The organism is Streptomyces sp. NPDC005803, assembly GCF_040630435.1.
GTDB lineage: Bacteria > Actinomycetota > Actinomycetes > Streptomycetales > Streptomycetaceae > Streptomyces.
The window spans coordinates 107,871-133,992 of record NZ_JBEXXO010000019.1 but is presented as its reverse complement, the minus strand read 5'-3'; the positions used below and the strand labels follow the sequence as shown (position 1 = coordinate 133,992).

Annotated in this window: 22 protein-coding genes and 1 tRNA gene; 8 read left to right on the top strand and 15 right to left on the bottom strand. The window is 72.0% G+C overall.

The window, feature by feature from the left end:
- Nucleotides 1-22: 22 nt before the first annotated feature.
- Nucleotides 23-298, top strand: a complete 276-nt coding sequence (locus ABZ454_RS25870; RefSeq protein ID WP_356321255.1) for a hypothetical protein — start codon at nucleotides 23-25, stop codon at nucleotides 296-298.
- 68 nt (nucleotides 299-366) lie between these two features.
- Nucleotides 367-2,196, top strand: coding sequence for a glutamine--fructose-6-phosphate transaminase (isomerizing) (gene glmS / locus ABZ454_RS25865; RefSeq protein WP_356321258.1), 1,830 nt, complete (start codon nucleotides 367-369; stop codon nucleotides 2,194-2,196).
- Nucleotides 2,197-2,306: 110 nt separating this feature from the next.
- Here glmS and ABZ454_RS25860 read toward each other — a convergent pair whose 3' ends face one another.
- Nucleotides 2,307-2,879 (bottom strand): acetate uptake transporter, encoded by a 573-nt coding sequence (locus tag ABZ454_RS25860; RefSeq protein ID WP_356321260.1) that lies wholly within the window; start codon nucleotides 2,877-2,879, stop codon nucleotides 2,307-2,309.
- A gap of 380 nt (nucleotides 2,880-3,259) precedes the next feature.
- Entirely contained in the window at nucleotides 3,260-3,781 is a 522-nt protein-coding gene (locus tag ABZ454_RS25855) for a universal stress protein (RefSeq protein ID WP_356321262.1), read from the bottom strand.
- Between the two features lie 998 nt (nucleotides 3,782-4,779).
- Here ABZ454_RS25855 and ABZ454_RS25850 point away from each other — a divergent pair.
- The 3 genes from ABZ454_RS25850 to ABZ454_RS25840 all read left to right on the top strand — a co-directional run bounded on the left by ABZ454_RS25850 (nucleotide 4,780) and on the right by ABZ454_RS25840 (nucleotide 6,833).
- Nucleotides 4,780-6,021 (top strand): helix-turn-helix domain-containing protein, encoded by a 1,242-nt coding sequence (locus tag ABZ454_RS25850; protein WP_359541274.1) that lies wholly within the window; start codon nucleotides 4,780-4,782, stop codon nucleotides 6,019-6,021.
- Between the two features lie 10 nt (nucleotides 6,022-6,031).
- Entirely contained in the window at nucleotides 6,032-6,634 is a 603-nt protein-coding gene (gene orn, locus ABZ454_RS25845) for an oligoribonuclease (RefSeq protein ID WP_356321266.1), read from the top strand.
- Between the two features lie 126 nt (nucleotides 6,635-6,760).
- Nucleotides 6,761-6,833: transfer RNA gene (locus tag ABZ454_RS25840), tRNA-His, on the top strand.
- A gap of 449 nt (nucleotides 6,834-7,282) precedes the next feature.
- On the opposite strand, the gene ABZ454_RS25835 is transcribed toward ABZ454_RS25840, so the two are convergent.
- From ABZ454_RS25835 to ABZ454_RS25805, 7 genes are all read right to left on the bottom strand, one after another.
- On the bottom strand, nucleotides 7,283-7,612 hold the full coding sequence (locus ABZ454_RS25835) for a hypothetical protein (protein ID WP_359541271.1): 330 nt from the start codon (nucleotides 7,610-7,612) through the stop codon (nucleotides 7,283-7,285).
- 173 nt (nucleotides 7,613-7,785) lie between these two features.
- On the bottom strand, nucleotides 7,786-8,817 hold the full coding sequence (locus ABZ454_RS25830) for a LacI family DNA-binding transcriptional regulator (RefSeq protein WP_356321270.1): 1,032 nt from the start codon (nucleotides 8,815-8,817) through the stop codon (nucleotides 7,786-7,788).
- A gap of 272 nt (nucleotides 8,818-9,089) precedes the next feature.
- Nucleotides 9,090-10,550 carry a GH1 family beta-glucosidase gene (locus tag ABZ454_RS25825; RefSeq protein WP_359541267.1) on the bottom strand — a complete coding sequence of 487 codons (1,461 nt, stop codon included), beginning with the start codon at nucleotides 10,548-10,550 and terminating at the stop codon, nucleotides 9,090-9,092.
- Between the two features lie 118 nt (nucleotides 10,551-10,668).
- Entirely contained in the window at nucleotides 10,669-11,589 is a 921-nt protein-coding gene (locus tag ABZ454_RS25820) for a carbohydrate ABC transporter permease (protein ID WP_359541265.1), read from the bottom strand.
- Nucleotides 11,590-11,604: 15 nt separating this feature from the next.
- Complete coding sequence (locus tag ABZ454_RS25815; RefSeq protein ID WP_359541264.1) at nucleotides 11,605-12,603, bottom strand: sugar ABC transporter permease; 999 nt, start codon at nucleotides 12,601-12,603, stop codon at nucleotides 11,605-11,607.
- Between the two features lie 229 nt (nucleotides 12,604-12,832).
- The gene (locus ABZ454_RS25810; protein ID WP_359541262.1) at nucleotides 12,833-14,161 is read right to left on the bottom strand and encodes an extracellular solute-binding protein; all 1,329 of its coding nucleotides are present in this window, start codon (nucleotides 14,159-14,161) and stop codon (nucleotides 12,833-12,835) included.
- A 644-nt stretch (nucleotides 14,162-14,805) separates the two neighbouring features.
- The gene (locus tag ABZ454_RS25805; protein ID WP_359541369.1) at nucleotides 14,806-15,501 is read right to left on the bottom strand and encodes an FCD domain-containing protein; all 696 of its coding nucleotides are present in this window, start codon (nucleotides 15,499-15,501) and stop codon (nucleotides 14,806-14,808) included.
- Between the two features lie 175 nt (nucleotides 15,502-15,676).
- On the opposite strand from ABZ454_RS25805, the gene ABZ454_RS25800 reads away from it, so the two are divergent.
- Nucleotides 15,677-17,452, top strand: coding sequence for a 2-isopropylmalate synthase (locus ABZ454_RS25800; protein ID WP_359541261.1), 1,776 nt, complete (start codon nucleotides 15,677-15,679; stop codon nucleotides 17,450-17,452).
- Between the two features lie 111 nt (nucleotides 17,453-17,563).
- Here ABZ454_RS25800 and ABZ454_RS25795 read toward each other — a convergent pair whose 3' ends face one another.
- The 3 genes from ABZ454_RS25795 to ABZ454_RS25785 form a co-directional block, all read right to left on the bottom strand.
- Nucleotides 17,564-19,042, bottom strand: a complete 1,479-nt coding sequence (locus tag ABZ454_RS25795) for a cellulose binding domain-containing protein (protein ID WP_359541259.1) — start codon at nucleotides 19,040-19,042, stop codon at nucleotides 17,564-17,566.
- 128 nt (nucleotides 19,043-19,170) lie between these two features.
- Nucleotides 19,171-20,622 (bottom strand): HAMP domain-containing sensor histidine kinase, encoded by a 1,452-nt coding sequence (locus ABZ454_RS25790; protein ID WP_359541257.1) that lies wholly within the window; start codon nucleotides 20,620-20,622, stop codon nucleotides 19,171-19,173.
- Nucleotides 20,619-21,329, bottom strand: coding sequence for a response regulator transcription factor (locus tag ABZ454_RS25785; RefSeq protein WP_356321285.1), 711 nt, complete (start codon nucleotides 21,327-21,329; stop codon nucleotides 20,619-20,621). Before ABZ454_RS25785 ends, ABZ454_RS25790 begins: the two co-directional genes overlap by 4 nt.
- A gap of 90 nt (nucleotides 21,330-21,419) precedes the next feature.
- On the opposite strand from ABZ454_RS25785, the gene ABZ454_RS25780 reads away from it, so the two are divergent.
- Nucleotides 21,420-21,971: a hypothetical protein gene (locus tag ABZ454_RS25780; protein WP_359541253.1), complete on the top strand. Its 552-nt coding sequence runs from the start codon at nucleotides 21,420-21,422 to the stop codon at nucleotides 21,969-21,971.
- Between the two features lie 18 nt (nucleotides 21,972-21,989).
- On the opposite strand, the gene ABZ454_RS25775 is transcribed toward ABZ454_RS25780, so the two are convergent.
- Both ABZ454_RS25775 and ABZ454_RS25770 read right to left on the bottom strand, forming a co-directional pair.
- Entirely contained in the window at nucleotides 21,990-22,916 is a 927-nt protein-coding gene (locus ABZ454_RS25775) for a fused MFS/spermidine synthase (protein WP_356321290.1), read from the bottom strand.
- Nucleotides 22,917-23,023: 107 nt separating this feature from the next.
- Complete coding sequence (locus tag ABZ454_RS25770; protein WP_359541250.1) at nucleotides 23,024-23,503, bottom strand: hypothetical protein; 480 nt, start codon at nucleotides 23,501-23,503, stop codon at nucleotides 23,024-23,026.
- A gap of 241 nt (nucleotides 23,504-23,744) precedes the next feature.
- On the opposite strand from ABZ454_RS25770, the gene ABZ454_RS25765 reads away from it, so the two are divergent.
- Nucleotides 23,745-25,109 (top strand): tetratricopeptide repeat protein, encoded by a 1,365-nt coding sequence (locus ABZ454_RS25765; RefSeq protein WP_359541248.1) that lies wholly within the window; start codon nucleotides 23,745-23,747, stop codon nucleotides 25,107-25,109.
- Between the two features lie 173 nt (nucleotides 25,110-25,282).
- On the opposite strand, the gene ABZ454_RS25760 is transcribed toward ABZ454_RS25765, so the two are convergent.
- Nucleotides 25,283-25,879 carry a histidine phosphatase family protein gene (locus ABZ454_RS25760; RefSeq protein ID WP_359541246.1) on the bottom strand — a complete coding sequence of 199 codons (597 nt, stop codon included), beginning with the start codon at nucleotides 25,877-25,879 and terminating at the stop codon, nucleotides 25,283-25,285.
- Nucleotides 25,880-26,122: the final 243 nt, after the last annotated feature.

Here is a 26,122-nt window from a genome sequence, read left to right as displayed (position 1 = left end):
CCTTCCGCCGCAATATCGACGGGTGCTCGAACGCCGCTCGTCGCATGACGACCTCATTGACCACCTGGTGCGCAGCACCGCGCTCCCGCGCGGTGAGGCCTCCCGGGTGATCCTCGACGTGCTGGCCTACTTCGACGAGACGACCGACGCCTTCGTCCGCCGCCGCCACCGCGAACTGCAGTCCGGCGGCCTGGTCAACACGGAGATCTTCGAACGGATCGCGGCCGAGCTGCCGCACCGGGCGGTCGCGCCGCCGGAGCTCTCGCTCCGCCAGCTGCGCCGCATCGTCTACGGCTGAGAGCGGCCCGCGGCCGGGCACCCACTTGCTTGCTTGTACCTGTACGTCGATGGAGGGGCAGAGACTCTATGTGCGGAATCGTCGGTTATATCGGAAAGCGTGATGTGGCCCCGCTGCTGCTGGAGGGTCTGCAGCGGCTGGAGTACCGGGGTTACGACTCCGCGGGCATCGTCATCACCGGGAAGCCGGCGGCCGGCAAGCCCGCCGCGCTGAAGATGGTCAAGGCCAAGGGCCGCGTCCGCGAGCTGGAGTCCCGCGTCCCCAAGCGCTTCACCGGCACCACGGGCATCGCCCACACCCGCTGGGCCACCCACGGCGCCCCGAGCGACGAGAACGCCCACCCCCACATGGACGCCGACAACAAGGTCGCCGTCGTCCACAACGGCATCATCGACAACGCCTCCGAGCTCCGCGCGAAGCTCGTCGCCGACGGCGTCGTCTTCCTCTCCGAGACCGACACCGAGGTGCTGGTCCACCTGATCGCCCGCTCCCAGGCCGTCACCCTGGAGGAGAAGGTCCGCGAGGCGCTGAAGTCCGTCGAGGGCACGTACGGCGTCGCCGTCATGCACGCCGACTTCAACGACCGCATCGTCGTCGCCCGCAACGGCTCCCCGGTCGTGCTCGGCATCGGCGAGAAGGAGATGTTCGTCGCCTCGGACGTCGCCGCCCTGGTCGCGCACACCCGCCAGATCGTCACCCTGGACGACGGCGAGATGGCCACCCTCAAGGCCGACGACTTCCGTACGTACACCACGGAGGGCTCGACCACGACGGCCACGCCCACCACGGTGGAGTGGGAGGCCGAGTCGTACGACATGGGCGGCCACGACACGTACATGCACAAGGAGATCTCCGAGCAGGCCGAAGCCGTGGACCGCGTGCTGCGCGGCCGCATCGACGACCGCTTCTCCACCGTGCACCTGGGCGGCCTGAACCTGGACGCCCGCGAGGCCCGCGGGGTCCGTCGCATCAAGATCCTGGGCTGCGGCACCTCGTACCACGCGGGCATGATCGGCGCCGGCCTCATCGAGGAGCTGGCCCGCATCCCGGCGGACGCCGAGCCCGCGTCCGAGTTCCGCTACCGCAACCCGGTCGTGGACCCCGACACCCTGTACGTCGCCGTCTCGCAGTCCGGTGAGACCTACGACGTGCTGGCCGCCGTCCAGGAGCTCAAGCGCAAGGGCGCCCGCGTCCTCGGCGTCGTGAACGTCGTCGGCTCGGCCATCGCCCGTGAGGCCGACGGCGGCATGTACGTCCACGCGGGCCCCGAGGTCTGCGTCGTCTCCACCAAGTGCTTCACCAACACCGTGGTCGCCTTCGCGCTGCTGGCCCTGCACCTGGGCCGCATCCGCGACCTGTCGGTCTCCGACGGCAAGCGGATCATCGAGGGGCTGCGCAAGCTCCCCGAGCAGATCGGTCAGATCCTCGAGTCGGAGGACGAGATCAAGAAGCTGGCCGAGGAGTACGCGGGTGCGCAGTCGATGATGTTCATCGGCCGTGTGCGGGGCTACCCCGTGGCGCTGGAGGCCTCCCTGAAGCTCAAGGAGATCTCGTACATCCACGCCGAGGCCTATCCCGCCTCGGAGCTGAAGCACGGCCCGCTGGCGCTCATCGAGCCGGCGCTGCCCACGGTCGCGATCGTCCCGGACGACGACCTGCTGGAGAAGAACCGCGCGGCCCTGGAGGAGATCAAGGCCCGCAGCGGCCGCATCCTCGCCGTGGCCCACCGCGAGCAGGAGAAGGCCGACCACACGATCCTCGTCCCGAAGAACGAGAACGAGCTGGACCCGATCCTGATGGGCATCCCGCTGCAACTGCTGGCCTACCACACGGCGCTGGCCATGGGCCGGGACATCGACAAGCCGCGCAACCTGGCGAAGTCCGTCACCGTCGAGTAGGCGCGCCCCACGAGAACCGAGAGCGGCCCGCCCCCACTTCCCGTGGGGGCGGGCCGCTCGCGTGCGGGCCGGCCTCGTGCGCGGCCGGCGCGGCCCGCACGGCCGCTGCCTCAGCCGGTGGCCGTCACTCCCCGGCCGGCAGCACGCCTCGGCACCTCCGTCGGCCAGTGGGCCAGCGCCGCGGTCGCCCCGTACCAGGCGGCGAGACCGGCCACCGCGGCGAACCAGCCGCCCGCCTTGCCCAGGGAGCCGCTGTCCGCGAACTGCCCGATGCCGAGCAGCAGGAGCCCCACGAACAGCAGTCCGTACGTCCCCTGGGCGAGCAGCCCGCGCCCGGACGCCCCGAGCGTCAGCGTGAGCGCGAACAGGGCCCACAGCAGCAGGAACAGCCCCGCCGCATGGTCCGAGACCCGGGCGTCGGCGCCGGTGCCCCAGGTGAACCAGAAGGCGCCCAGTCCGGCGAAGGCGGTGCCGGTGAAGCCGTTGCCCGCGCGGAACTCCAGGAGTCCGGCGACGAACAGGGCGATCCCGCCGACATACAGCGCCAGTGAGACGGCGTCGGCCGCCGTCACCCCGTCCACGGCACCGGTATGACCGATCCCGAAAGCCAACAGCGTGAGTCCCAGGGCGAGATGGCCGAGGGTGGAGGTGCTGGTGTTTCCCGCAGAGACGTCGTTGTCCACGGCGGGCTCCCTTCGCATGCGATCGTGCTGTTTCCCGTGACTTTTATGTACCCTTCACAAACGCACAATCCACATCTACGGACCGGTAGCTTCGCCATTTCCGCTGTTTCCGTAGGCGAGTTGACGCCACGCCCGCTCGATCCCGACAGAAAGAGACCGGCCGCAGGACCGAAGCTGATCGCCACCGGCCGGAGGGCCGACCCGGACCGGACCGGCCGCCCCCGGCGGACGCGGCGAACGCCCGGAACCGGCGCACGGGCGCGCGGGGCAGGGCGGTTACGGGTGCGCGGGCGCCTGGCGGAGAGGGAACGACCGACTGGTCGGTACCGGACGGCCACCGGGCCGACGGGGGAACGGCGGAACCGGGAGCCGGGAACCGGCTACGGGATGACGACGACCGGGCGCTGCGCCCGGCGGGCCAGCCGGCCCGCCACCGAGCCGAAGATCCGGCCCACGATCCCGTGCGTGGAACCCACGACGATCGCGTCGGCCGAGTACTCCCGGCCGACCTCCTCCAGCTCGTGGCAGATGTCCCCGCCGCGCTCGACGAGCACCCACGGCACCTCGGAGAGGTAGTCCGCGCACGCGAGCTCCAGGCCGAGGACCTCGGTGCGGTGATCGGGGACGTCCACGAAGACGGGCGGCTCGCAGCCCGCCCAGACCGTGGTCGGCAGCCGGTTGGCGACGTGGACGATGATCAGGCCGGAGCCCGTCCGCCGGGCCATGCCGATGGCGTAGGCGAGGGCCCGCTCACTGGAGGTCGAGCCGTCGAAACCGACGACGACACCGTGCCGGAAGGCGGGATCGCAGGAGTGGCGCGCGTCTTCGGCCGCCTGCTGGTCCGACAGAGGGTCGGCTACCTGCTTGCGGTCCGCGGGTTCGGGGATTTCGTGACCGGCCATCGGTGTCTCGGCGAAGAGAGTCCTCGTGAGGAGAGCGACGTGGGGGAACTGCGTCAGCGGGCGGCGTTGCGGTGTCCGGGAAACATCTTCCCCACCCCATACCCCTAAGGGTACGGCGTCACTCCACGACTGCCCAGACCGCGCAAAGCGCGTGCGACGTTTCACGGAGCATGCCCGAGACCGCCCCGTATGGCAATGCCGGGTGCGGTGTACACCGACGTCGCGGTGCCGCGCGGCCACGAGCGGTGACCGGCCGGGGCCCGGTCCGTCGGGTCGGGCGGCGTCCTCCACGACGCCCGCCGCCGGTCCGGCCGGCCGTTCCGTACCGACCGGACGACGCCCGGGCCGCCGGGGGAGCGCCCTGTGCCGCACCCGCTCCGCCCGCCCGTCCGGCACCCGCGGGCAGCCGGCGGCCGGTGCGGTCCGCCGGGCGGTGTCCGACCGCTCGCCGGCACCGGTCGCGCTCCCCCGCCCACGGCCCCTTCCCCCGGCGGCACCGGGCCGTCACGCTCGTCCTCGCCGCCGTCACAGTGGCCTGCCGGGCGCCGCTCCCTCGACCCAGGGGGCGCACAGGAGTGCGCGCACCGCTCGGGTCGTGCGCCGGTAGAACGGCTGATTACCGCACACGCGACCGTATGTTTTCAGCCAACTTCAAGACTGAGTCGAATCCTTGTCGAATTGGCCGATCAACCCCCTTGCCAGCAGGCAGGAAGAGACCGCGCGGTACGCTTCCACCCCATGGGGACGGGCCATGAACGCCAGGCGCACTTCCCTGCACGACTCACGAGTGAAACGCTTCGTGATCGAATGCTTCCCGCCAGGTTGCCTTGTCGACATAAAGCCGGTTGGTGAACTTGTCACGACGGCACCACGGGACGCAGTAGATTCGATCTTGGGTGTCGAAGGCTGGGGACTCGTGCACGACCGAGGGGACATGTGCAGGTGCGACAGGCCCGTAAGGACCAGGAAGACGCGAACACCGAGGGGGGCTTAGCGTCATGAGCCAGGACTCCGCCACCGCAACGGAGGCTGTACGGAAGCTGAGCGGCCGCCGACGCCGTGAGGTCGTCGCCGTGCTGCTGTTCAGCGGTGGCCCCATCTTCGAGAGCTCCATTCCGCTCTCGGTGTTCGGGATCGACCGCCAGGACGCGGGAGTTCCGCGTTACCGGTTGCTCGTGTGCAGCGGCGAAGAGGGACCGCTGCGCACCACGGGGGGACTCGAACTGACCGCGCCCTACGGGCTGGAGGCGATCAGCAGGGCCGGCACCGTCGTGGTGCCCGCCTGGCGGTCGATCACCTCACCGCCACCCGTGGAGGCGCTCGACGCGCTGCGCCGCGCCCACGAGGAGGGCGCGCGCATCGTGGGGCTGTGCACGGGGGCCTTCGTGCTCGCCGCCGCCGGGCTGCTGGACGGCCGCCCGGCCACCACCCACTGGATGTACGCGCCGACGCTGGCCAAGCGCTACCCGTCGGTGCACGTCGATCCGCGCGAGCTCTTCGTCGACGACGGCGACGTGCTCACCTCCGCCGGGACGGCGGCCGGGATCGACCTCTGTCTGCACATAGTCCGCTCGGACCACGGCACGGAGGCCGCCGGGGCACTCGCCCGCCGGCTCGTCGTGCCGCCGCGGCGCAGTGGCGGTCAGGAGCGCTACCTCGACAGGTCTTTACCTGAAGAGATCGGCTCGGACCCGCTCGCCGAGGTCGTGGCCTGGGCGCTGGAGCATCTGCACGAGCAGTTCGACGTGGAGACGCTGGCCGCGCGCGCCTACATGAGCAGGCGGACCTTCGACCGCAGGTTCCGCTCGCTCACCGGCAGCGCCCCGCTCCAGTGGCTGATCACCCAGCGGGTGCTGCAGGCGCAGCGGCTGCTGGAGACGTCCGACTACTCGGTCGACGAGGTCGCGGGCCGCTGCGGCTTCCGCTCGCCGGTCGCGCTGCGCGGGCACTTCCGGCGCCAGCTGGGCTCCTCCCCCGCCGCGTACCGGGCCGCCTACCGGGCCCGCCGTCCGCAGGGGGGCGGGCCTGAGCAGGCCGTCACGGCGAGCGAGCCGGTGGTGCCCGCCCAGGGCGCGTCGGCGAGCCGTCGCACCCCGGTGCCGGCTCCGGCCGGTTCCGCGGGCCCCGCGGGGCCGTCCGCGGCCGCCGGGGAGGCGGCCCGAGCGGAGCACGGGAGGCCGGGACCCGAGGTGTACGCCGCGGGCCGCCCGGCCCTGCCGGGACAGCGGAGCGCCCCGTAGGGTGGGGCGTATGAACGACCGCATGGTGTGGATCGACTGCGAGATGACCGGGCTCTCGTTGACGGAAGACGCACTCATCGAGGTGGCCGCACTGGTCACCGACTCGGAGTTGAACGTGCTCGGCGAAGGGGTGGACATCGTGATCCGCCCGCCGGACGCGGCGCTGGAGACCATGCCCGAGGTGGTGCGGCAGATGCACACCGCCTCGGGCCTCCTCGACGAGCTGGCCGGGGGCACCACGCTGGCCGACGCCGAGGAGAAGGTGCTGGCCTACGTCCGCGAGCACGTGAAGGAGCCCGGCAAGGCCCCGCTCTGCGGAAACTCGGTCGGTACGGACCGCGGCTTCCTGTCCCGGGACATGCCGTCGCTGGAGGGCTACCTCCACTACCGGATCGTCGATGTCTCCTCGGTGAAGGAGCTGGCCCGCCGCTGGTTCCCGAGGGCGTACTTCAACAGCCCGGACAAGAACGGCAACCACCGGGCGCTCGCCGACATCCGCGACTCGATCACGGAGCTGCGGTACTACCGCGAGGCGGTGTTCGTCCCGCAGCCGGGGCCGGACTCCGAGCGCGCCAAGTCGATCGCCGCGCGCCTGTCGCGGCCCTCGGCCTAGGGCCTTGCGAAAGCCGCTGGTCACGGTCCTTCCGGGGGCCGGGACCGGCGGCTGAACAACGGGGGCGCGAGCACCCTCCCGGACCCTGTACACTTTTTCTCGGCCGGTCGGAAACGCCCGGACATGGTGGGTATAGCTCAGATGGTAGAGCACCTGGTTGTGGTCCAGGATGTCGCGGGTTCGAGTCCCGTTACTCACCCTCAGTGATTCAGCCCCCGACCCGGGACAACGGGTCGGGGGCTGATCTGTTTCCGGTGCCCGTCCCCAGGACGGGGAGCACTGTTCGACGACCTCGGCGGCGGACAGCCCGTCAGTGCCGTGGACAGGCCCGTCGGCGACGCCCGGGGTCGCGCCCGCACCGGCCGGCCGCACCGGCCGCCGGAGGTCCGCCACAGCCCGGGAGAACGCTCCGGGCGGACGCACACCCACGTGCCCCACGACCACCTCCCGCTCGGCGCGCTCGCGGACGTCACGCGCACGCGCAAGGGGTCGTTCGACCTCCCCCTGACAGCAACCCCGGGTACGTCGTGGGGGGCCGGAAGGGAAGGGGGCGCGCGGACCACTGAGCTGGGCTTACCCACTGCTTTCGGCGGGAGCTCGCCGGTGAACGCGGCCTCGGTGGGACATGCCACACCGTGGAGGGGCCGCTCAGCCGGCCTCGGGGGCGTCGACGATGTTGCCGTCCTTGTCGAGCATGTGGGTGCGCCAGTACACGTCCCACTTGTCGTCGACGTGCTGCGGCACCTTGCCCTCCGGGTATCGCGTGTACCCCTTCGGGGGCTCCTCGTCGTTCTTGACGCACGCGGAACCCGTGCTGCCCACGGCCGACACCGGGTACTCACCGCCGCTGCAGATGTCCTCCACGTACCCGGAACATCCGGTGAGTGCCACGACCGCGGCCGCGCTCGCGAGAGCGGCCGCGACGAGGCGGGCGGGGCGGATCGTGGCAGAGGGGCTGGTCCTGCGGGCGACGCGCATGAGTGTCTCCTGGCTCCAGTCGTTGGTTACTGCCTCAACTATCGCCTCAGGTCGTCGCCGGACACTGAGTACGCGTACTCAGCGATGGTCGCTCGGTCACTCAACCCGCGGACACCCCCGCCACCGCGCGGGAACTGCCGGGCCCGGGGCGGCCCCTGCGGGCCCGGCGGGGCTCACGACGAGTCGCGGACCACCAGTTCGGTCGGCAGCACGATCTGCGGGCGGTCGGTGTTCTCGCCCGCGATCTGGTCGAGGAGCACCCGGGTCATCGTGCGGCCCATCTCCTCGATCGGCTGGCGCACGCTCGTCAGCGCGGGGTCCATGTGACGGGCCACGGCCGAGTCGTCGAAGCCGATGAGGGCCACGTCGTCCGGGATGCGCCGGCCGGCCTCGCGCAGCACCTGGCGGGCGCCCGCGGCCATCAGGTCGGAGGCGGCGAAGACCGCGTCCACGTCCGGGCGGCGGGCGAGCAGTTCGCGCATGGCCCGGACGCCGCCCTCCTCTGAGAAGTCGGCGGGGGCGATCAGCCGCTCGTCGGGTTCGTGGCCCGCGTCGGCGAGGGCCCTGCGGTAACCGTCGAGGCGTCGCTGCGAGGCGTAGACGTCGAGGCGGCCGGTGATGGTCGCGATGGAGCGGCGGCCCCGCGAGACCAGGTGCTCGACGGCGCCGCGGGCGCCCTCGAAGTTGTCCGAGTCGACCGAGGGCAGCGGCTCGCTGGCGGACCTGCGGCCGTTCATCACGGCGGGCATGCCGAGCTGTTCGAGCAGATCGGGCAGTGGGTCGTCGGCGTGCACGGAGACCAGCAGGACACCGTCCACGCGGTGCGCGGTGAGGTACTGGGCCAGTCTTCGGCGTTCCCGGTCGCTGCCGACGAGGGTGAGCAGCAGCTGCATCTCGGTGTCGGCGAGGGCGGCGCCCACCCCGCGGACGATGTCGGAGAAGTAGGGCTCCGCGAAGAAGCGGCTCTCCGACTCCGGGACGACGAGCGCGATGGCGTCCGTCCGGTTCCCGGCCAGGGCCCGGGCCGCCCGGTTGGGCACGTACCCGAGTTCGGCGACGGCCGCCTCCACCGCCTCCCGGGTGTGCGCGCTGACCCGCGGGGAGCCGTTGATGACACGCGAGGCGGTGCCGCGCCCCACCCCCGCCCGTGCCGCGACCTCTTCGAGCGTGGGCCGGCCCCCGCTCCGTACTCGCGCTGCCGTCATGGCTGCCTCCCGTTCGCGGTCAATTTCTCACAGTCGGATAACCAAACCAAGTCCTGGTGTGGGATCCCTTGACACTCAACGGGACCGGTCGGGCACTCCCGGGCCCGCGCCGTGGGAGCGCTCCCACTCTACGCGCGTGGTCAAGCGGCCCACGTGGGGCCCCGGGCCGGGGCCGCCGTACGGCCGGGCACACGACTGAGACCCGGCACGGGGCCGGGTCTCAGGGGTGGTGCGGCCGCACGACCGGCGGGGTCCGCCGGGAGGTGGAACGGTCAGGAAAGGCCTGCCTCCGGCAGGGCGTGACGGCGGATCACGTCCGAGTACCAGTGGGCGCTCGCCTTGGGAATGCGGCGCTGGGAGGCGTAGTCGACGTACACCGTGCCGAAGCGCTTCGAATAGCCGTACGCCCACTCGAAGTTGTCCATCAGCGACCACAGGAAGTAGCCGCGGACGTCCGCGCCGTCGGCCACCGCCCGCTGCACGGCGGCGAGATGACCGTGCAGGTAGGCGATCCGCTCGGGGTCCTCCACCCGGCCCTCGGGCGAGACGTAGTCGTCGAAGGCGGCGCCGTTCTCCGTGACCATCAGCGGCAGTCCGGGGTGGTCGCGGGTGACGTCCATGAGCAGGTTGTAGAGGCCGTTCGGGTCGATCGGCCAGTCCATGGCGGTGCGTTCCTTCCCCTCGGCGAGGTGGAACGCGACGTGCTCGGAGCCGGGCCACGGGGAGAACGCGCTGGAGCCGTGGACATCGTTGCCACTGCCCGCCACGCCCTTCTCGGGGGTGGAGACCAGCGTCGGCGTGTAGTAGTTGATGCCCAGGATGTCGACCGGACGGGAGATGGCGGCCAGGTCGCCGTCCTGGACGAGCTTCGACCAGTCCACCAGGTGCGCGGTGTCGGCGAGCAGGTCCTCGGGGTACTCGCCGCGCAGCATCGGACCGGTGAAGATCCGGTTGCCGACCGCCTCGATCCGGCGGGCGGCGTCCGCGTCGGCCGCGCTCGCGGTCAGCGGGCGGACCTGGTGGAGGTTGAGGGTGACCGAGGTCTGCGCTCCAGCGGGGAGTTGATCGCGCAGGACCTCGATCGCCCGGCCATGGGCGAGGTTGAGGTGATGGGCCGCCCGCAGGGCGGAGGCGGGCTCGGTGCGGCCGGGCGCGTGCACACCGGAGCCGTATCCGAGGAAGGCCGAGCACCACGGCTCGTTGAAGGTGGTCCAGGTCGCGACCCGGTCGCCGAGCGCGCCGGCCATGATCGCGGCGTAGTCGGCGAACCGGTCGGTGGTGACCCGCTGGGGCCAGCCGCCGGCGTCCTCCAGCTCCTGGGGCAGGTCCCAGTGGTACAGGGTGGCGACGGGGGCGATGCCGGCTTCGAGCAGCTCGTCGACGAGCTTGCGGTAGAAGTCCAGGCCGCGTTCGACGGCGGGGCCGCGGCCGGTGGGCTGCACCCGGGACCAGGAGATGGAGAAGCGGTACGCCTTCAGCCCCAGCTGCTTCATCAGCGCGACGTCGTCGCGGTAGAGGTGGTAGTGGTCGGCGGCGATGTCACCGGTGTCGCCGTTGCGGACCTTGCCCGGCGTACGGCTGAAGGTGTCCCAGATGGAGGGGGTGCGGCCGTCCTCGGCGGCGGCGCCCTCGACCTGGTAGGCGGCGGTCGCCGCCCCCCAGACGAAGCCCGTCGGGAACTTCGTTGCCTCGGGGGCCTGCTTCGGGGCGATGTCGGGTCGTACGGCAGTCATGCGGGAGCGCTCCCAAGGGTGAACGGACAGGGGCGGGAAGGGGAACTCCGGAGCCCGTACGGCCCGTGGTCAGGCACGGGCCGTACGGGAACTCCGGGGGGAAGTGGCCGACGAGTCGTCAGCCCTTGACGGCACCGGACATGATCCCGCCGACGATCTGCTTGCCGAAGACCACGAACACCGCGAGCAGCGGCAGCGTGCTGATCAGCGCGCCGGCCATCACGATGCTCTCGTCGGGGGTGTAGGAGGCCTTCAGCTGGCCGAGGGCCACCTGGAGGGTGGGGTTCTGCTGGTTCAGCGCGAGGTAGGGCCAGAAGAAGTCGTTCCACGCCTGGACGAAGGTGAGCATGCCGAGCACCATCATCGCGGGGCGCGCCACCGGGAGCACGACGCTCAGCACGATGCGGAAGTTGTTCGCACCGTCGATCTTGGCGGCTTCGATCAACTCGTAGGGCAGCGCCTCGATCAGGTACTGCCGCATGAAGAACACGCCGAACGCGCTGACCAGGGTCGGGAAGATCACCGACTCCAGGTTTCCGCCCCAGCCGAGGTCGGCCATCATCATGAACAGCGGGACGACGCTGAGCTGCGGCGGGATGGTCAGGGTCGCGATCACGCCGGTCATCAGCGCGCCGCGGCCGCGGAAGCGCATCTTGGCGAAGGCGTAGCCGGCCAGGGTGCAGAAGAAGAGCGTCGCGACCGTGATGCAGCTGGAGACGATGAAGCTGTTGAGGATCGCCTTGCCCAGGTGGGCCTGGTCCCAGGCGGCTTCGAGGTTGTGGAACAGCCGTCCGCCGGGCAGGAACGGCGGGGTGGAGGCCAGTACTTCGTCCTGGGTGTGGGACGCGGCCACCAGGGTCCAGTACAGCGGCAGCAGCGAGCCGATGCCGACGACGGTCAGCGCGATGTAGGCGAACGGACCGCCCTTCAACTGCTGGCCGGCGCCGGGCTTGAAGCGGCTCGGGCGCTTCGGCGCGCGGTGCGCGGTGTGCGCCGGGAGGACGGACCCCGGGACTTTGGTGGGGCTGGTGATGGTCATGGATATCGCTCCCGGTCAGACCGCGGATTTGCGTACGAAGCGGCCGATGAGCCAGTTGACCGCGGCGATGAGCAGCAGGAGGGCGAGCATCGCCCAGGCCACTGCGGCGGCCGGACCGAGGTGCCCCAGGTTCCAGCCGTAGTTGTAGAGGTAGATGCTGAGGGTCTCGTACTGGTTCTCGTTGCCGCCGGTCGCGCCGAGGGTGCCGCCCTCCAGCAGCAGGGGCTCGCCGAACAGCTGCATGGAACCGATGGTCGAGATGACGATCGTGAACAGGATCGTGGGCCGCAGCGAGGGGATGGTCACCTTGAGGAACTGCTGCCAGCGCGAGGCGCCGTCGAGCGAGGCGGCCTCGTACAGGTCCGACGGAACGGCCTGCATCGCGGCGAGGTAGATCAGGGTGTTGTAGCCGGTCCAGCGCCAGATCACGATGACCGAGATGGCGATCTTGGACGTCCAGTGCCCGTTGGCCCAGTTGGTGTCACCGAGGCCGATGAAGTCCAGCGCCCAGTTCAGCAGACCGCCGTCGGCCCGGAAGACCAGGGCGAAGACGAGGGCCGCGGAGGCCACCGAGGTGGCGTACGGGGTGAGGATCACCGTCCGCCAGAAGGTGCTGGCGCGGAGCTTGTAGTTCAGCAGGTGGGCCAGGCCGAGCGCGACGAGCAGCTGCGGGACCGTCGACATGACACCGATCAGGAAGGTGTTGGTGACGGCCGTCCAGAACTCCGAGTCGTGCAGGATCTTGTCGAAGTTCTCCCAGCCGACCCATTCCATCTGGTCGAGGCCGGTCATCTCGACCCGGTGCAGGGCGATCCAGCCGGTGTAGATCAGCGGATACAGCCCGAAGGCGCCGAAGACGAGGAAGAACGGGGCTATGTAGGCGTACGGCGACGCCTTGTCGTCGAACCGCCAGAGCCGGCTCCGCCACGTCTGCCGGCGGATGTTCGCCGGTTTCTGCTGGGAGCCGCCGGGTGGCGGGGTGTGTGCGTCCCGGGTGGGAGTCGAGGTGGCCACGGGCGGGAGTCCTTCCCTGGATTGCTTGGTTACCCGGGTACGGGGCCGGGCCGGATGGGCCGGGGCGGTGGCGACAAGCGCGTGCGGTGGGCTTCCACGGGGCGGCCGGGAGGTACCCGGTCGCCCCGTGCAAGCCCTCCGCGAGGCCGGCCGCTCCCCGGACCCGGCGCCCCATGGGGTGGGGACACGCAGGCGCGGGCGGCCCGGGGGCCGCCCGCTGCTGCGAGCGTCAGCCGATCACCTTGTCGATCGCCTCGGTCGCCGCGTCCCAGGCCTTGTCAGGCTTGGTGCCGCGCTGCTCCATGTTGTTGATCTGGGTGGAGATGGTGTCCTTGATGGCCGCGTCCTTCGGGCCGAGGATCGTCTCGGGGATGGACTTGGCCTCGTCGGCGTACAGCTCACCGATCGGCGCGTCGTTGAAGTACGGGAGCTTGGCGGTCTTCACGTCGGCCAGGTCGTACGCGCCCTTGTTGGAGGGGAAGCTGCCGATCGCCTTGAAGACGGCGGCCTGCTGCTCGGGGGCGGTCAGCCACTTGACGAGCTCGCCGGCCTCCTTGACGTGCTTGCCGGCCTTCGGGACGCCGAGGAAGGAGCCACCCCAGTTGGCGGCGGTCGCACCCGGGGCGGTGGTGATGTCCCACTTGCCCTTGTTGGCGTCACCGGCGGAGACGGAGATCTGACCGGCCATCCAGGCGGGGCAGACCACGGTCGCCATGGTGCTCTTGCGCAGCGCGGCCTTCCACGGGTCGCTGAACTGGGCGAGACCCTGGGTCAGCTTCTTGTCCGCGGCCTCGGCCGCCAGGTTCCAGCCCGTCTTGACGCTGGGGCTGTCCTTGTAGATCGCCTTGCCGCTCTCGTCGTAGTACTGCTTCGCGTTCGAGCTGACGACGGCGTTGTACATGGCGCTGGCGGAGTCCATGAAGTACGTGCCCGCGGGCGCCTTCTTCTTGTACTCCTCACCGAGCTTGAGGTAGTCCTCCCAGCCCCCGGCGATCTTCGCGGCGACTTCCTTGCGGTCGGTCGGCAGGCCGGCCTTCTTGAAGAGCTCGGTGTTGTAGCAGAGCGACATCGGGCCGATGTCGGTCCCCGCGCCGATCACCTTTCCGTCCTTCGTGGTGGCCTGCTTCTCCTTCCAGGACACCCACTGGCTGGCGTCGATGACCTTGCTCAGGTCGGCGAACTGGTCCGCCTTGGTGTCGACGAGCTCCTTGATGCGCCCGACCTCGAGGCCCTGGACGTCGGCCAGACCGCTGCCCGAGTTCAGCTGCTGGAGCAGCTTGGGGTAGTAGACCTTCTCATCGGCGGTGGTGTCTTCCTTCACCGTGATGTTCGGGTGCAGCTCGTGGTACTTCGCGAACAGGCCGGCTTCCTTGTAGCCGAACTGTCCGAAGTCGGCGACGGTCAGCGTGATCTTCCCGTTCGCTTCGCCGCCGGAACTGTCCGAGTCGTCCGAGTCGCTGCCACAACCGGTCAGCAGCAGGGCGGCTGCCGTCAGGCCCGTGGTGGTCAGAACCGCGACTCTGCGGCTGCGACCGGCGACGGTGCGGGTGATACGCATTCCACTACTCCTTGTTCCAGGGTGGGACTGGCTCACTGCGTGGCATACGCGCTGGTGAGTGCGGGTGCCGGATGGTTCAGGGGGGAGGACACGGGCAGTGCCGTTCGCGCGAGAAATCCTCTTGCGATGTGGGAGCGCTCCCATGCGTCGATGTCGGAAGGTTGCTGCCTGAGGGGGGTGGGTGTCAAGAGTTGAAGACGCTTCCGTTGCGCGAGCGTGTCCTGCAAGTCACGAGACCGTGTCCGGCCGAAGGCTTGCCAAAGCGGGGAAGTATGCCGAGCGGTTCGGACGGTTGCTGAATTCCCGCAGGTGACGGCCCTGTTGACAGTCGATCTTGTGGGCGGCGCGAGGAAGTCCGCCCGATCGGGCCGAGATTCCGCCGACGCCCCGAAACACTCCCCGGCACCCCCGATTCCGGCGGCCGCGCCCGCCGGAAGGTGAACGGGATGTCGCACCCAGGGGGCGCCCAGGGGCACCCCCGCGTTCTTTCCCCGAACCCGAGCGCCGGACGGTGGCCGAAACGGCGGCCCGTCACATGACCGGAACGAGGCCCGGGCCAAAGGCCGAAAAGCCGGACGATGCGGACCACATGGACAGCCCTGACCGCGCGGGCGCCCGGGCCGGCCCGGCTTCCCCGGCCCCGGTCAGGCGGCGCGCAGGCGGTCCAGCGTGTGCTCCAACTCCGCCTGGGCGGCACGGCCCGCCGACTCCTCGTCACCCGCCACGACAGCGGTGACCAGCGCCCGGTGCCGCGCCTCGCCGTGATGGGGGTCGTCGCGGCGCAGCCCGAGCAGTTCCACCAGGTCGATCAGGGCCTGCCGGAGCGCGGGGGCGAACTCCGCGAAGAGGTCGGTCAGTACGGGGTTGCGGGCGGCCGCCACGACCGTCCGGTGCAGGGCGATGTCGGCGTCCACGAAACGGGCGTCGTCCGGCCCGTCGCCCGCCGCCCGGCGGGCCTCGAACGCCGCCTCCAGGGCGATCAGGTCCTCGTCGGTGCGGCGCCGGGCGGCGAGGCGGGCGGCCTGGACCTCGATCAGCATGCGGACCTCGTAGACGTCGGCGACCGCGGCCCGGCGCAGCCGGACCGGCCAGTCCTCCGCCTGGTGGTCGGCGATGACGAAGACGCCGGCGCCCTGGCGGGACTGGAGCAGGCCGAGCGTGGCGAGCGTACGGACCGCCTCGCGGACGGTGGAGCGGCCCACGCCCAGCGTCTTGGCGAGCGTGGTCTCCCCGGGGATCTTCGTGCCGACCGGCCAGTGCCCCTCCGTGATCTGCGTGCGCAGACGGCTCGTGGCCTGTTCGACCAGAGGGCTGGGGCGGAGCGGGCCGAGCGAGGACACGGGCTTCACCTATCAGGTTGTCTGAGGACTTGGTTTCTGGCTACTGTACCGATCATGACGTACCGCGGTCTCCTTCTTCTCGGCTGCCGCGGCGGGGCCTGAAGCGATCGGCACCCCGCCGCGGGGTGCCGTGCTGTGCCGGTCGCATCCGGCGATGCGAGAAGAGACCGCGTTCATGTCCGAGTTCAGCTCCGACGTCCTGTCACCGATGCACGGCTTCCCCACGATCTGCACGCCCCGCGGGCCCGTGCCCGAGGCCGCGCCCCGCTGGAATCCCCAACGCTCCAGCTCGATGCCGTCGCACCGCTACCGTCCGGCGTTCGACCGGGTCGACATCCCGCCGACCGGCGGGCGGAGCTGGCCCGAGGCCCGTGTCGAACGGGCCCCGCTCTGGGTCCCCGTCGACCTGCGCGACGGCAACCAGGCCCTGGCCGAGCCGATGGACAGCGCGCGCAAGCGCCGGATGTTCGATCTGCTCGTCGCGATGGGCTACAAGGAGATCGAGATCGGCTACCCGTCCGCGAGCCGCACCGACTTCGGCTTCGTACGGCATCTGGCCAAGAGCGGGGCCATGCCCGACGACGTGACCGTGGTCGTCTTCACCCCGGCCATGCCCGAACTGATCGAGCGGACCTTCGAGTCCGTCGCGGGGATGGACCGGGTGGTCGTCCACCTCTACATCCCGACCGCGCCCGTCTGGCGGGACGTCGTCCTCGGCCGCAGCCGGGCCGAGGTGCACGGCGTGGTCCTGGACGCCGCGCGGCAGATGGACCGGCTGGCGCGGGCCAGGCCCGGGGCGGACATCCGGTTCGAGTTCTCGCCCGAGGTCTTCGTCCTGACCGAACCGGACTACGTGCTGGAGATCTGCGACAGCCTCACCGAGCTGTGGGACGCCTCGCCGGACCGGCCGGTCATCCACAACCTCCCGGCCACGGTGGAGATCGCGACACCCAACGTGTACGCGGACCAGATCGAGTACATGCACCGCCACCTGGGCCGGCGTGATGCCGTGATTCTGTCCGTCCACCCGCACAACGACCGCGGGACGGGCGTGGCCTGCGCGGAGCTCGCCGTGCTGGCGGGGGCGCAGCGGGTGGAGGGCTGCCTGTTCGGCAACGGGGAGCGCACGGGCAACGTCGACCTGGTCACCCTGGCCCTCAATCTGCACGCCCAGGGCGTCGACCCGATGATCGACTTCTCGGACATCGACGAGATCCGCCGCACGGTCGAGCACTGCAACCGGCTGCCGGTGCCGCCGCGCCACCCGTACGGCGGCGACCTGGTGTACACCGCGTTCTCGGGCACCCACCAGGACGCGATCAGCAAGGGGTTCGCGCACCGGGCGAGCAGCGGCTCCCCGCTGTGGTCGGTGCCGTACCTGCCGATCGACCCGGCGGACGTGGGACGTACGTACGAGGCGGTCATCCGGGTCAACAGCCAGTCCGGCAAGGGCGGGATCGCCCACCTGCTGCGGAGCGGCCACGGGGTGGACCTGCCGGCGGGGATGCGGGCGGACTTCTCCCGCACGGTGCAGGACGCGACGGACGACAGCGGCCTGGAGGCCACGCCGAAGGACCTGTGGGACCTGTTCGACGCGACGTACCTGGCGCCCGGGCGGGACGGCTCGGTCGCCCTGACCTCCTGGTCGACGGACCGCGGCCCGGCCGGTGAGCACCGTTTCGTCTGCACGCTGCGGGTGGACGGGCGCGAGGGCGACTACGAGGGCACGGGCGGCGGCGCGGTGCCGGCGTTCACGCACGCGCTGGCGGCGGCCGGGGTGGAGGTGGCCGTCCTCGACTTCGCGGAGCACGGGGCGGCCGGGGAGACGGTGACCGCGTACGCGCAGTGCCGGGTCGGCGGGACGGTGTGCTGGGGTGCGGGCCAGGACGCGTCCGGCCTCGGGGCAGCGGTGGCGGCGGTGCTGTCGGCGGTGAACCGGGCGCGGGCGTAGCGCCTCGGAACGGTCCGACGAGAGGGGGCGCACCCCGGCCGGGCGTGGGGGGTCGTGGGGGCCGGCCGGGATGCGCGGGGGGAGGTGGCTTGGAGGAGTGGCGCGGGGGGGCTACTTGTAGGCGCCGAACGCCTTCGTGAAGGCGAGCGGCGCCTGCGCGATCGAGCTGCACGAGGCGTCCGCCGACGGCTTGGGGCCGCCCGCGCACTCCTTGTCCCGCGTGCCCGACCACATCGCGAGCCAGGCGAGGCCCTTCTGCTGGGCGAAGGCGACCAGCTGGGTGGCGTCCTCCACCGTGAAGATCTCCGTGGCGACGTCGTTCACGCCGATCATCGGGGTGACGGCGACGGTCTTCCACGCGTCCGCGTCGGAGAGGCCCAGCACGCCCTTGATCTGGGCCTGGGTGGCCGTCGCCGCCTGGATCGCGTACGTGCCCATGTCGCCGCTGTACGAGGCGCCGTAGTCCATCGCCATGACGTTGACGGCCCCGACGTCCACGCCGTTCTTCTTCGCGTCGGCGATCAGGTCCACGCCGGGCTGGGTCAGGCCCTCGGGCATCACCGGCAGGGTGAAGGAGACGTCCAGGCCGGGGTGGGACTTCTGGAGCTGGGCGATGGCCTGGGAGCGGCGGGAGTTGGCCGCGGTGTCGGGCAGCGCCCCGCCCTCGATGTCGAAGTCGACCTTGGTCAGCTTGTACGTGTCGACGACCTTGCCGTAGGCCGTGGCCAGGTCGGCGGCCGAGGCGCAGTTCAGCGCCAGTTCGGAGCCGGAGGCGCCGCCGAAGGAGACCCGGACGTCGCCGCCCGCCGCGCGCAGGGCGCCGATCTGGGAGGCGACGTGGTCGTCGCCGAGGCCGGTGACCCCGCCCCAGAGCGGGGCGCAGCCGCCGCCGGAGGTGATGAAGGCGAGGTTGTACTGCTTCACGCCGGTCTTGGCGGCGGTGCCGGTCAGGTCGAACGCCGGGTAGAGGGAGGTGTCCACGTACGGGGCGAAGCCCGCACCGCTCGCCGTTCCGCCGCCGTCGGTCTCGGTGGGCGTCGGCGTGGGGGTCGGCTTCGCGGTCTCGGTGGGCTGTTCGGTGGGGCTGGCCGAAGCGGTCGGGGTGGGGGCCGCGGTCTCGGTGGGGCGGCCGCTCGGCTCCGGTGTCGCGCCGGTGTCGACGGAGCACGCGGTGTCGTCGATGAGGCAGCCGGTGGGGTCGGCGGCCGTGCCGTCGGAGCTGGTGACGAAGCCGACGGTGACGGACTTCCCGGGCGCGAGTTCCTTGTTCCAGCTCGCCGGCTTGACGGTGACGTGGCTGCCGCTGACGGTGTGCTCGCCGTTCCACAGCGAGCTGATCCTCGTGCCCGCGGGCAGGTCGAATTCGAGCGTCCAGCCGGACTTCACCTGGCCGGTGTCGTTGGTGACGACGTACTGCCCGGTGTATCCACCGGTCCAGCCGCTGGTCCTCGTGTACGCGGCGCCGACCGCCGCCGCCTGGGCCGTGCCGGTGAGGGCGAAGACCGTCCCGCCGATCACGGCCGCGGCGACGACCGCGCCGATCGCCTTGGTCCTGGTGCTCGCCGTGCGCCGGTGCGTGCTGGTGCCCATCGCGTTCCTGCCTCGTCGTACGGAAGTGGGGATGCGGGAGCACGCTAGCCGCACCGGAACCGACAAACGGCATGAACCGGACCGGAGTTGATGTTCTTAGGGTTGGCTTAAGGAGCCCATCGGCCGCGCTAAAGGTTGGGGCCCGCGTCGGAGCGGAATCGGAGCTTGCCACCGCGGCCGATCACTCCACGTCGCCGCCGCCCCACCCGGTGGCCGCGCCCGCGTCGCTGCGGCGGCTGTCCGTCGAGCCCGATCCAGACGCGCACCTCCGTGCCGCCGAGCATCGAGCGCCCGATCCGCACGTCGCCGCCGGTGGACTCGGCGACCCGGCGGGCGATGTCGAGGCCCAGCCCGGTCGAACCCACCCTCCCCCCTGCTCCGCCGCGCCCGCTGCCGCCGCGTGCCAGTGCGGCCTCCGGGTCCGCGATGCCGCCGCCCGCGTCCGAGACGAGCACGATCACCGCGTCCCCGCTGTGGTGGACGTCGACGGCGAAGGCGGTGCCCTCCGCGGTGTGCCGGAAGACGTTGCCGAGCAACGCGTCCAGGGCGGCGGCCAGTTCGGGGCGGGCCACCGGGATGCGTACCGTACGGTCCACTCCAGCGAGGCGGACCTCGCGGCCTTCGTCCTCCGCAAGCGCGGACCAGAAGGCCATCCGCTCGCGGATCACCTCGGAGACGTCGCAGCCGGCCCCGGGTCCGCCGTTCGGCCCCGGGGCCTGCGGGCGCTGTTCGCGGGCGGTCCTGATGATCGTGTCGACCTCGCGCTCCAGTTGCTGGACGGCCGCCCGGGTCTGCTCGGCCGCCGGGCCCTCGCCGAGCGAGGCGGCGTTGAGCCGGAGCACGGTGAGCGGGGTGCGCAGCCGGTGCGAGAGGTCGGCGGCCAGTTCGCGCTCGTTGGCGAGGAGTTGGACGACCTGGTCGGCCATGGAGTTGAACGCCGCGGCGGCGGACCGCAGTTCGCTCGGCCCCTCCTCCGGCACCCGGGTCCCCAGCCGCCCCTCCCCCAGGTCCTGCGCGGCGCCCGCCAGACGCCGGGCCGGCTGCACCATCCGTACGCCCAGCCGGTCGGCCACCGCGACCGAACCGACGATGAGCGCGATGCCGACGCCGGCCAGCATCAGCCAGGCCGTGGCGACCCCGTTGGAGACCTCGTCCTCGGGCACGAACACCTCGACGACGGCGATGCCCCCGGAGCCCAGCGCGGTCGGCTGGAGCAGGGCGGAGCCGCCCGTCACCTCGGTGATGGAGGCGCGCCCCGATTCCCGTACGGTCTCCAGGTCCTTGCGGGTGGCGCGCCGGCTGCCGATCTCCACCGCCACGCTGTCGGCCTCGTCGGACGCGGGGACGTGGACGGCCATCCGGCCGGCGGCTCCCGGTTCGGTGGTGAGGACGGCCGTTTCCAACTCGGCGCGGTCGGTGGTGATGGAGAGCGTGGGGCCGATCATCGCGGCCTGCCGCTCGGCGTCGGAGAAGGCGCGGTCGCGCGCCATCTCCTTGACGACGAGGCCGAGGGGAACGGCGAAGGCGATCACGACCATGGCGGTGACGGCCAGGCAGACCTTGACCAGGGCCCATCTCATGCGGGCTGCTCCGGGGGCGCGGCGGGCGGCTGGAGCTTCACGCCGACGCCGCGCAGGGTGTGCAGGTAGCGGGGCCGGGCCGCGGTCTCGCCCAGTTTCCGGCGCAGCCAGGAGAGATGGACGTCGATGGTCTGGTCGTCCCCGTAGGACTGCTGCCAGACCTCGGCGAGGAGTTCCCTGCGCGCTACGACGACGCCCGGCCGGCCGGCCAGGAAGGTCAGCAGGTCGAACTCGCGCCGGGTGAGGTCGAGCGCGGTGCCGTCGAGTTCGGCCTGGCGCCGCAGCGGGTCGATGGAGAGCCCGCCGACCTGGATGACACGCGGCGGCGTGGCCTCGCCGCCGGCGGCCCGCGAGCGGCGCAGCACGGCGGCCATGCGGGCCGAGAGGTGCTCCACGGAGAACGGCTTGGTCAGGTAGTCGTCGGCGCCGTCGTTGAGCAGCCGGACGATCTCGCTCTCGTCGTCGCGGGCGGTCGCGATGATGACCGGCACGTCGGTGATGCCGCGCAGCATCTTCAGCGCCTCCGCCCCGTCGAGGTCGGGCAGCCCGAGGTCGAGGATGACCACGTCGAAGCGGAAGTGGGCGACCTCGCGCAGCGCTTCGAGCGCGGTGCCGACGCTGCGCACCGTGTGGGACGCCTCGGTCAGGTGCCGGATGAGGGCGGAACGTACGAACTGGTCGTCCTCGACCACGAGCACACTTGGCATGGGCGGCACCGTACGCCATCCGGCCCGTCGCGGTCCGGCCGGTGGCGGTAGCCGGGACACCGCCGGGGGCCGTGGTGCAGGATGTGCCCAATGCAACGAGGTCTCGTACACGCGCTCGCGTGGTCGCTCGCCACCGGCGCCGCGGTCACGCTGTCGTGGTGGGGTGTGCACACCGTGATGGCGGGCACGGCGTACGACCCGCCGCGCGCGGTGCCGATCGCGGCGGGCGCCCGGAGCGACCGCGACGCCGTCGAGACCCTGTCGTCCTCGACGCACCGCCCGCGGCCGCCCGCGTCGAAGACGCCGGCCGCCAGGCCCCGGACCACCCCGAAGCCGTCCCCGACCCCGTCCCGGACGCCGTCGCGCACCCCGGTGGGCACGCCGCGGCCGACGTCCACGGCCACGGCCACCGCGTCGGGCACGGCGAAGAGTTACGGGACGGACGGCGGCCGGATCGTCTTCGAGTTCGGCGCGGACTCGGCGAAGCTCGTGTCGGCGACTCCGGAGCAGGGCTGGTCCGTGCAGGTCTGGACGAACACGACGTGGATCCGGGTGAACTTCACCAAGGACGACGGCACGACGGTGTCGGTCTACTGCACCTGGAACGACCATCCGCCCCTGGTCGACATCGTGAAGTCGTGAGGGAGTCCGTGACCGGGGTCAGTCGAAGGCGGACGGCGGCGGCGCCGGTGAGGGCCGGGCGTCCGCGTCGTGCACCGCGGCCGCTCCGCCCGTGAAGTCGGCGAGCGCCCGCCCGTGTTCGACGCGCCCCGGGTGCGGATCGGTCGCCACCCTGCGGGTCAGCTCCGCGATCTTCGGCGCCACGTCCGAGGCGAGCAGGACGGCGTTGCCGAAGCGGCGGCCGCGGAACACGGTCGGGTCGGCGGCGAGCGCCAGTTCGGGGAAGACGGCCGCGGCGGTGGCGATCTGGCCGCGCAGATGCGCCAGCGGCGGCCCGTCGGCGAGGTTGGCCACGTAACTCCCCCCGCTCCTCAGGACCCGGCGCACCTCGGCGAGGAACTCGGTGCTGGTGAGGTGGGCGGGGGTGCGGGCCCCGCTGAAGACGTCGGCGATGACGAGGTCGGCCCAGCCGTCCTGGATCTTCCCGAGCCCGGCGCGGGCGTCGGTGGCGCGGACCCTGATCCTGGCCTGCGGGTCCAGCGGCAGCTCCCGGCGCACCAGTTGGACGAGCGCGGCGTCCACCTCGACGATCTGCTGGGCGGAGCGGGGGCGGGTCGCGGCGATGTAGCGGGCGAGGGTGAAGGCCCCGCCGCCCAGGTGCACGACCTGCAGCGGCCGGCCGGGGGGCGCGACCAGGTCGGCGATGTGGCCGATCCGGCGCTGGTACTCGAACGAGAGGTACGTCGGATCGTCCAGGTCCACATGGGACTGCGGAGCGCCGTCGATCGTCAGCGTCCAGGCCCGTCGGCGTTCCCGGTCGGGCACCAGCTCGGCGAGCCCGCCGTCCACCGGCTCGCTGACGTCGCCCCCGGGGCGCTCGGAGCCGCGCGCCGCCTTCCGGTCGGTCCTGCGGTCCGGACGTTGCTTGCGGTCGCCCGCGCCGCCGGCCGCTCCTCGACGTGCCACTGCCCCTCGTCCCTGCCCACTGCTCATCACGTCCGGGACCGGTCGGGGACCGGCCGTGACGGGCTGATCAAGGCGCCCGCCCTCCGGCCATTATGAGCCGACGGTGGTCAGCGGCAGTTGTCGGCCGCTTCGATCAGGCGGGCGGCCTGGTCGAGCGCGGCCCGCAGCACGACGGGGTCGGTGACCGGGGTGTCGTCGGCGGGGGGCAGCAGCCAGCCGCTGCCCTTGACCGGCGGCTCGGCGGCCAGGCGCAGCCCGCGGCCGTCGGTCTGCGTACAGGCACTGCCCGGTACGTCCCAGGCCTGAGCGGTGCCGGGAGGCACCAGGAAGCCGAGGGTGGCGCAGGCCCCGTCGTGAAGGACCGGCCCCACGGCCTCCTGGTCGGCGCCGCGCCGCAGGATGTCGACGGCCTCCAAGCCCTGACGGGCGGGGACCGTCACGAGATCGCAGGGTTCGGGTGCGGGGGGCGTTCCGGGGGCGCCGGGCCCCTCGGTGCCTTCCGTGGTGCCGGCCGTCGCCGTGGCGGCCGCCGTCGTCCCTGTCGTCGCGCTCGTTCGCGAGCCGCTCTCCGTGCCGAGGTGCAACAAGGGACCTCTCCTCTCATCGCCGGGCGGAGCCGGACTCCGTCTCCACATGGACCAACGCGCCGACGGCGTCAAGGGCTACGGTGCAGCACCGCCGCAAAGGGTGGCAGTTCATGGCGGATCGTGGGTGAGATGCCCCTTTTGTTGGCAAACGCAGTGTGTGCGCCCTGTCACAGCAGGTACGTTCTTGCTCCGCCGGGACACCGGAAACAGGCGCCCGGCTCGCACCAGAGAGGGCCCCGCCATGGTGTCGACACGGGCAGTTCCCAACCTCGCCTTCCGGCGGCTGCGCGGACAGCGCTCCGCCGGGGAGTTCGCTGCCGCGGTACGCAGGTCCGCTCGCGAGATCGGCGAGCAGGTCGCGTGCGACGCCCGGTACATCGGACGCGTGGAGTCCGGCGAGATCCGCTGTCCCAACTACGCGTACGAGCGGGTCTTCCTGCACATGTTCCCCGGGGCGAACCTGGCGGACCTGGGCTTCTCACCGCGTGAATCGGTACGCGGCCGGGGGGCCCGGACCGCCGGGGACGTCCCGGCCCCCCCGACTTCCCCGCTGCTCGTGCTCGGCAGCGACACCGACGAGGAGAGCGACGTGCTGCGTCGCGCATTCATGACGAGCGGCACCACCGCGCTGGCGGCCGCCTCCCTGAGCCTGGGCCTCGGCGGCCCGGCCGCCCCCTCCGTGCCCGCGCAGCGCCGGGTCGGCGAGGCGGAGGTGAGTGCCGTCGAGAAGGCGGTGCGGCAGATCCGCCTGCTCGACGACCGGCACGGCGGTGACGGCCTCTACCGCCGGGCCTCCCAACCGCTGCGGGCGGCGTACGCGCTGCTCGACTCCGGCACCGCGACCCGCCGCTCCACGGCGGACCGGCTGCACGCGGGTGCCGGTGAGCTGGCCATCTCGGTGGGCTGGCTGGCCCATGACTCCGGCCGGTTCGACGACGCCCGCTCGCACTACGCGGAGGCGCTGGCCACCGCACGGCTGGCCGGGGACCCGGCGCTGGAGGCGCACGCGTTCTGCAACGCGTCGTTCCTCGCACGCGACATGGGGCGGCCGCGCGAATCCGTCCGCGCGGCGGAGGCGGGACAGCGGGCCGCCCAGCCACTGGGCTCGCCGCGGCTGCTGGCGCTGCTCGCCCTGCGGGAGGCGGGGGGCCGGGCCGGGCTCGGGGACCGTACCGGCTGCGAGCGGGCGCTCGGCCGGGCCCACACCGCGTTCGGACGGGGGCCGTCCGAGGCGGACCCGGAGTGGATGACCTTCTTCCGGGAGGCGGAGCTGGAGATACTGGAGGCGCAGTGCTGGTCCGCGCTGGGCGACTGGTCGCGGGCCGCTCGCCACGCGCGCCGGGCGACACGGCTGCAGGACCCGCACTTCACCCGGAATCTGGCGCTGTACCGCGCGGAGCTGACCTCGGACCTGGCCCGGGCGGGCCTCACGGAGGAGGCCGCGGCGACGGGTCACCGGGTGCTGGACCTGCTGGACCAGGTCCAGTCCTCCCGCATCCGGTCGATGCTGGCGGACGCGGCGACGGTCCTGCGCCCCCGGGGCCGGGCGTCGGTGGACGTCAAGGACTTCCTGGACCGCCACACGATGACCGCGGCAGGCGCCTAGGACGACCTCTCCCGTCCGGCCGCACCCGGCCCGGCCGGGACCTCTCCCGTCCGGCCGCACCCGGCCCGGCCGGCGCTTGAGGACGAGGGCCCCCGCCCGGAAACGGGCGCACCGGTCCCGCCCTCAACCGCCGGCCGGGCGCAGACGGGCAGGCCCCGCAGGCGCACCGCGGGCTACCGCTCCAGATGCCCCGTGTCGTTCCACCGCTCCAGCGCCGGGGCCCCGTACGCCCAGCCCAGGACCGACAGGGAGGTCGGGTCCAGCCGGATGCGCGCCGCGAACGACGCGTCCTCGCCCAGCCACCGGGCCCCCAGCACCCGCAGGATGTGGCCGTGGCCGAAGACCAGCACGTCGCGGTCGGCCGAGCGCGCCCACTCGACGACCTCGTCGGCGCGGGCCGACACCTGGGCCAGGGTCTCCCCGTCCGGCACCCCGTCGCGCCAGATGAACCAGTCCGGGCGGATCGCCTTGATCTCGGCGGGCGTCATGCCCTCGTACGCCCCGTAGTCCCACTCCATCAGCGCGTCCCACGGCTCGGCCCGCTCGCCGAACCCGGCGATCGCGCACGTCTCGGACGCCCGCACGAGGGGGCTGGTGCGGACCTCCAGGCCGGGCAGGTCCGCCCAGGGCCCGCGGTGCAGCCGCTCACCGAGCAGCTTGGCCCCCTCGCGCCCGGAGTCGAGCAGCGGAATGTCCGTCCTGCCGGTGTGATTGCCCTTGACGGACCATTCCGTCCGGCCGTGCCGGGCCAGCAGGATGCGCGGTGCCATGTGACGGCTCTCCCTGAAAAACTGAGACCTGAGATGCGGGATCTGAGATCTTGGACATCGGCGGGGACGATTCCGTCCGGGACGCAACGGTGCGGCGGGCGGAGCGGGGGGAACGGATCGTCCGGATTTCCATCATCGCGTACCTTCGCGGGAGGCAACCCGTGGGGCCGCATCGGCGTCCCACTGACCACAGACGAATCCGAGCAGCTGAGGGGCGCCGAAAGCCCCCGGGCGAACCGTGGC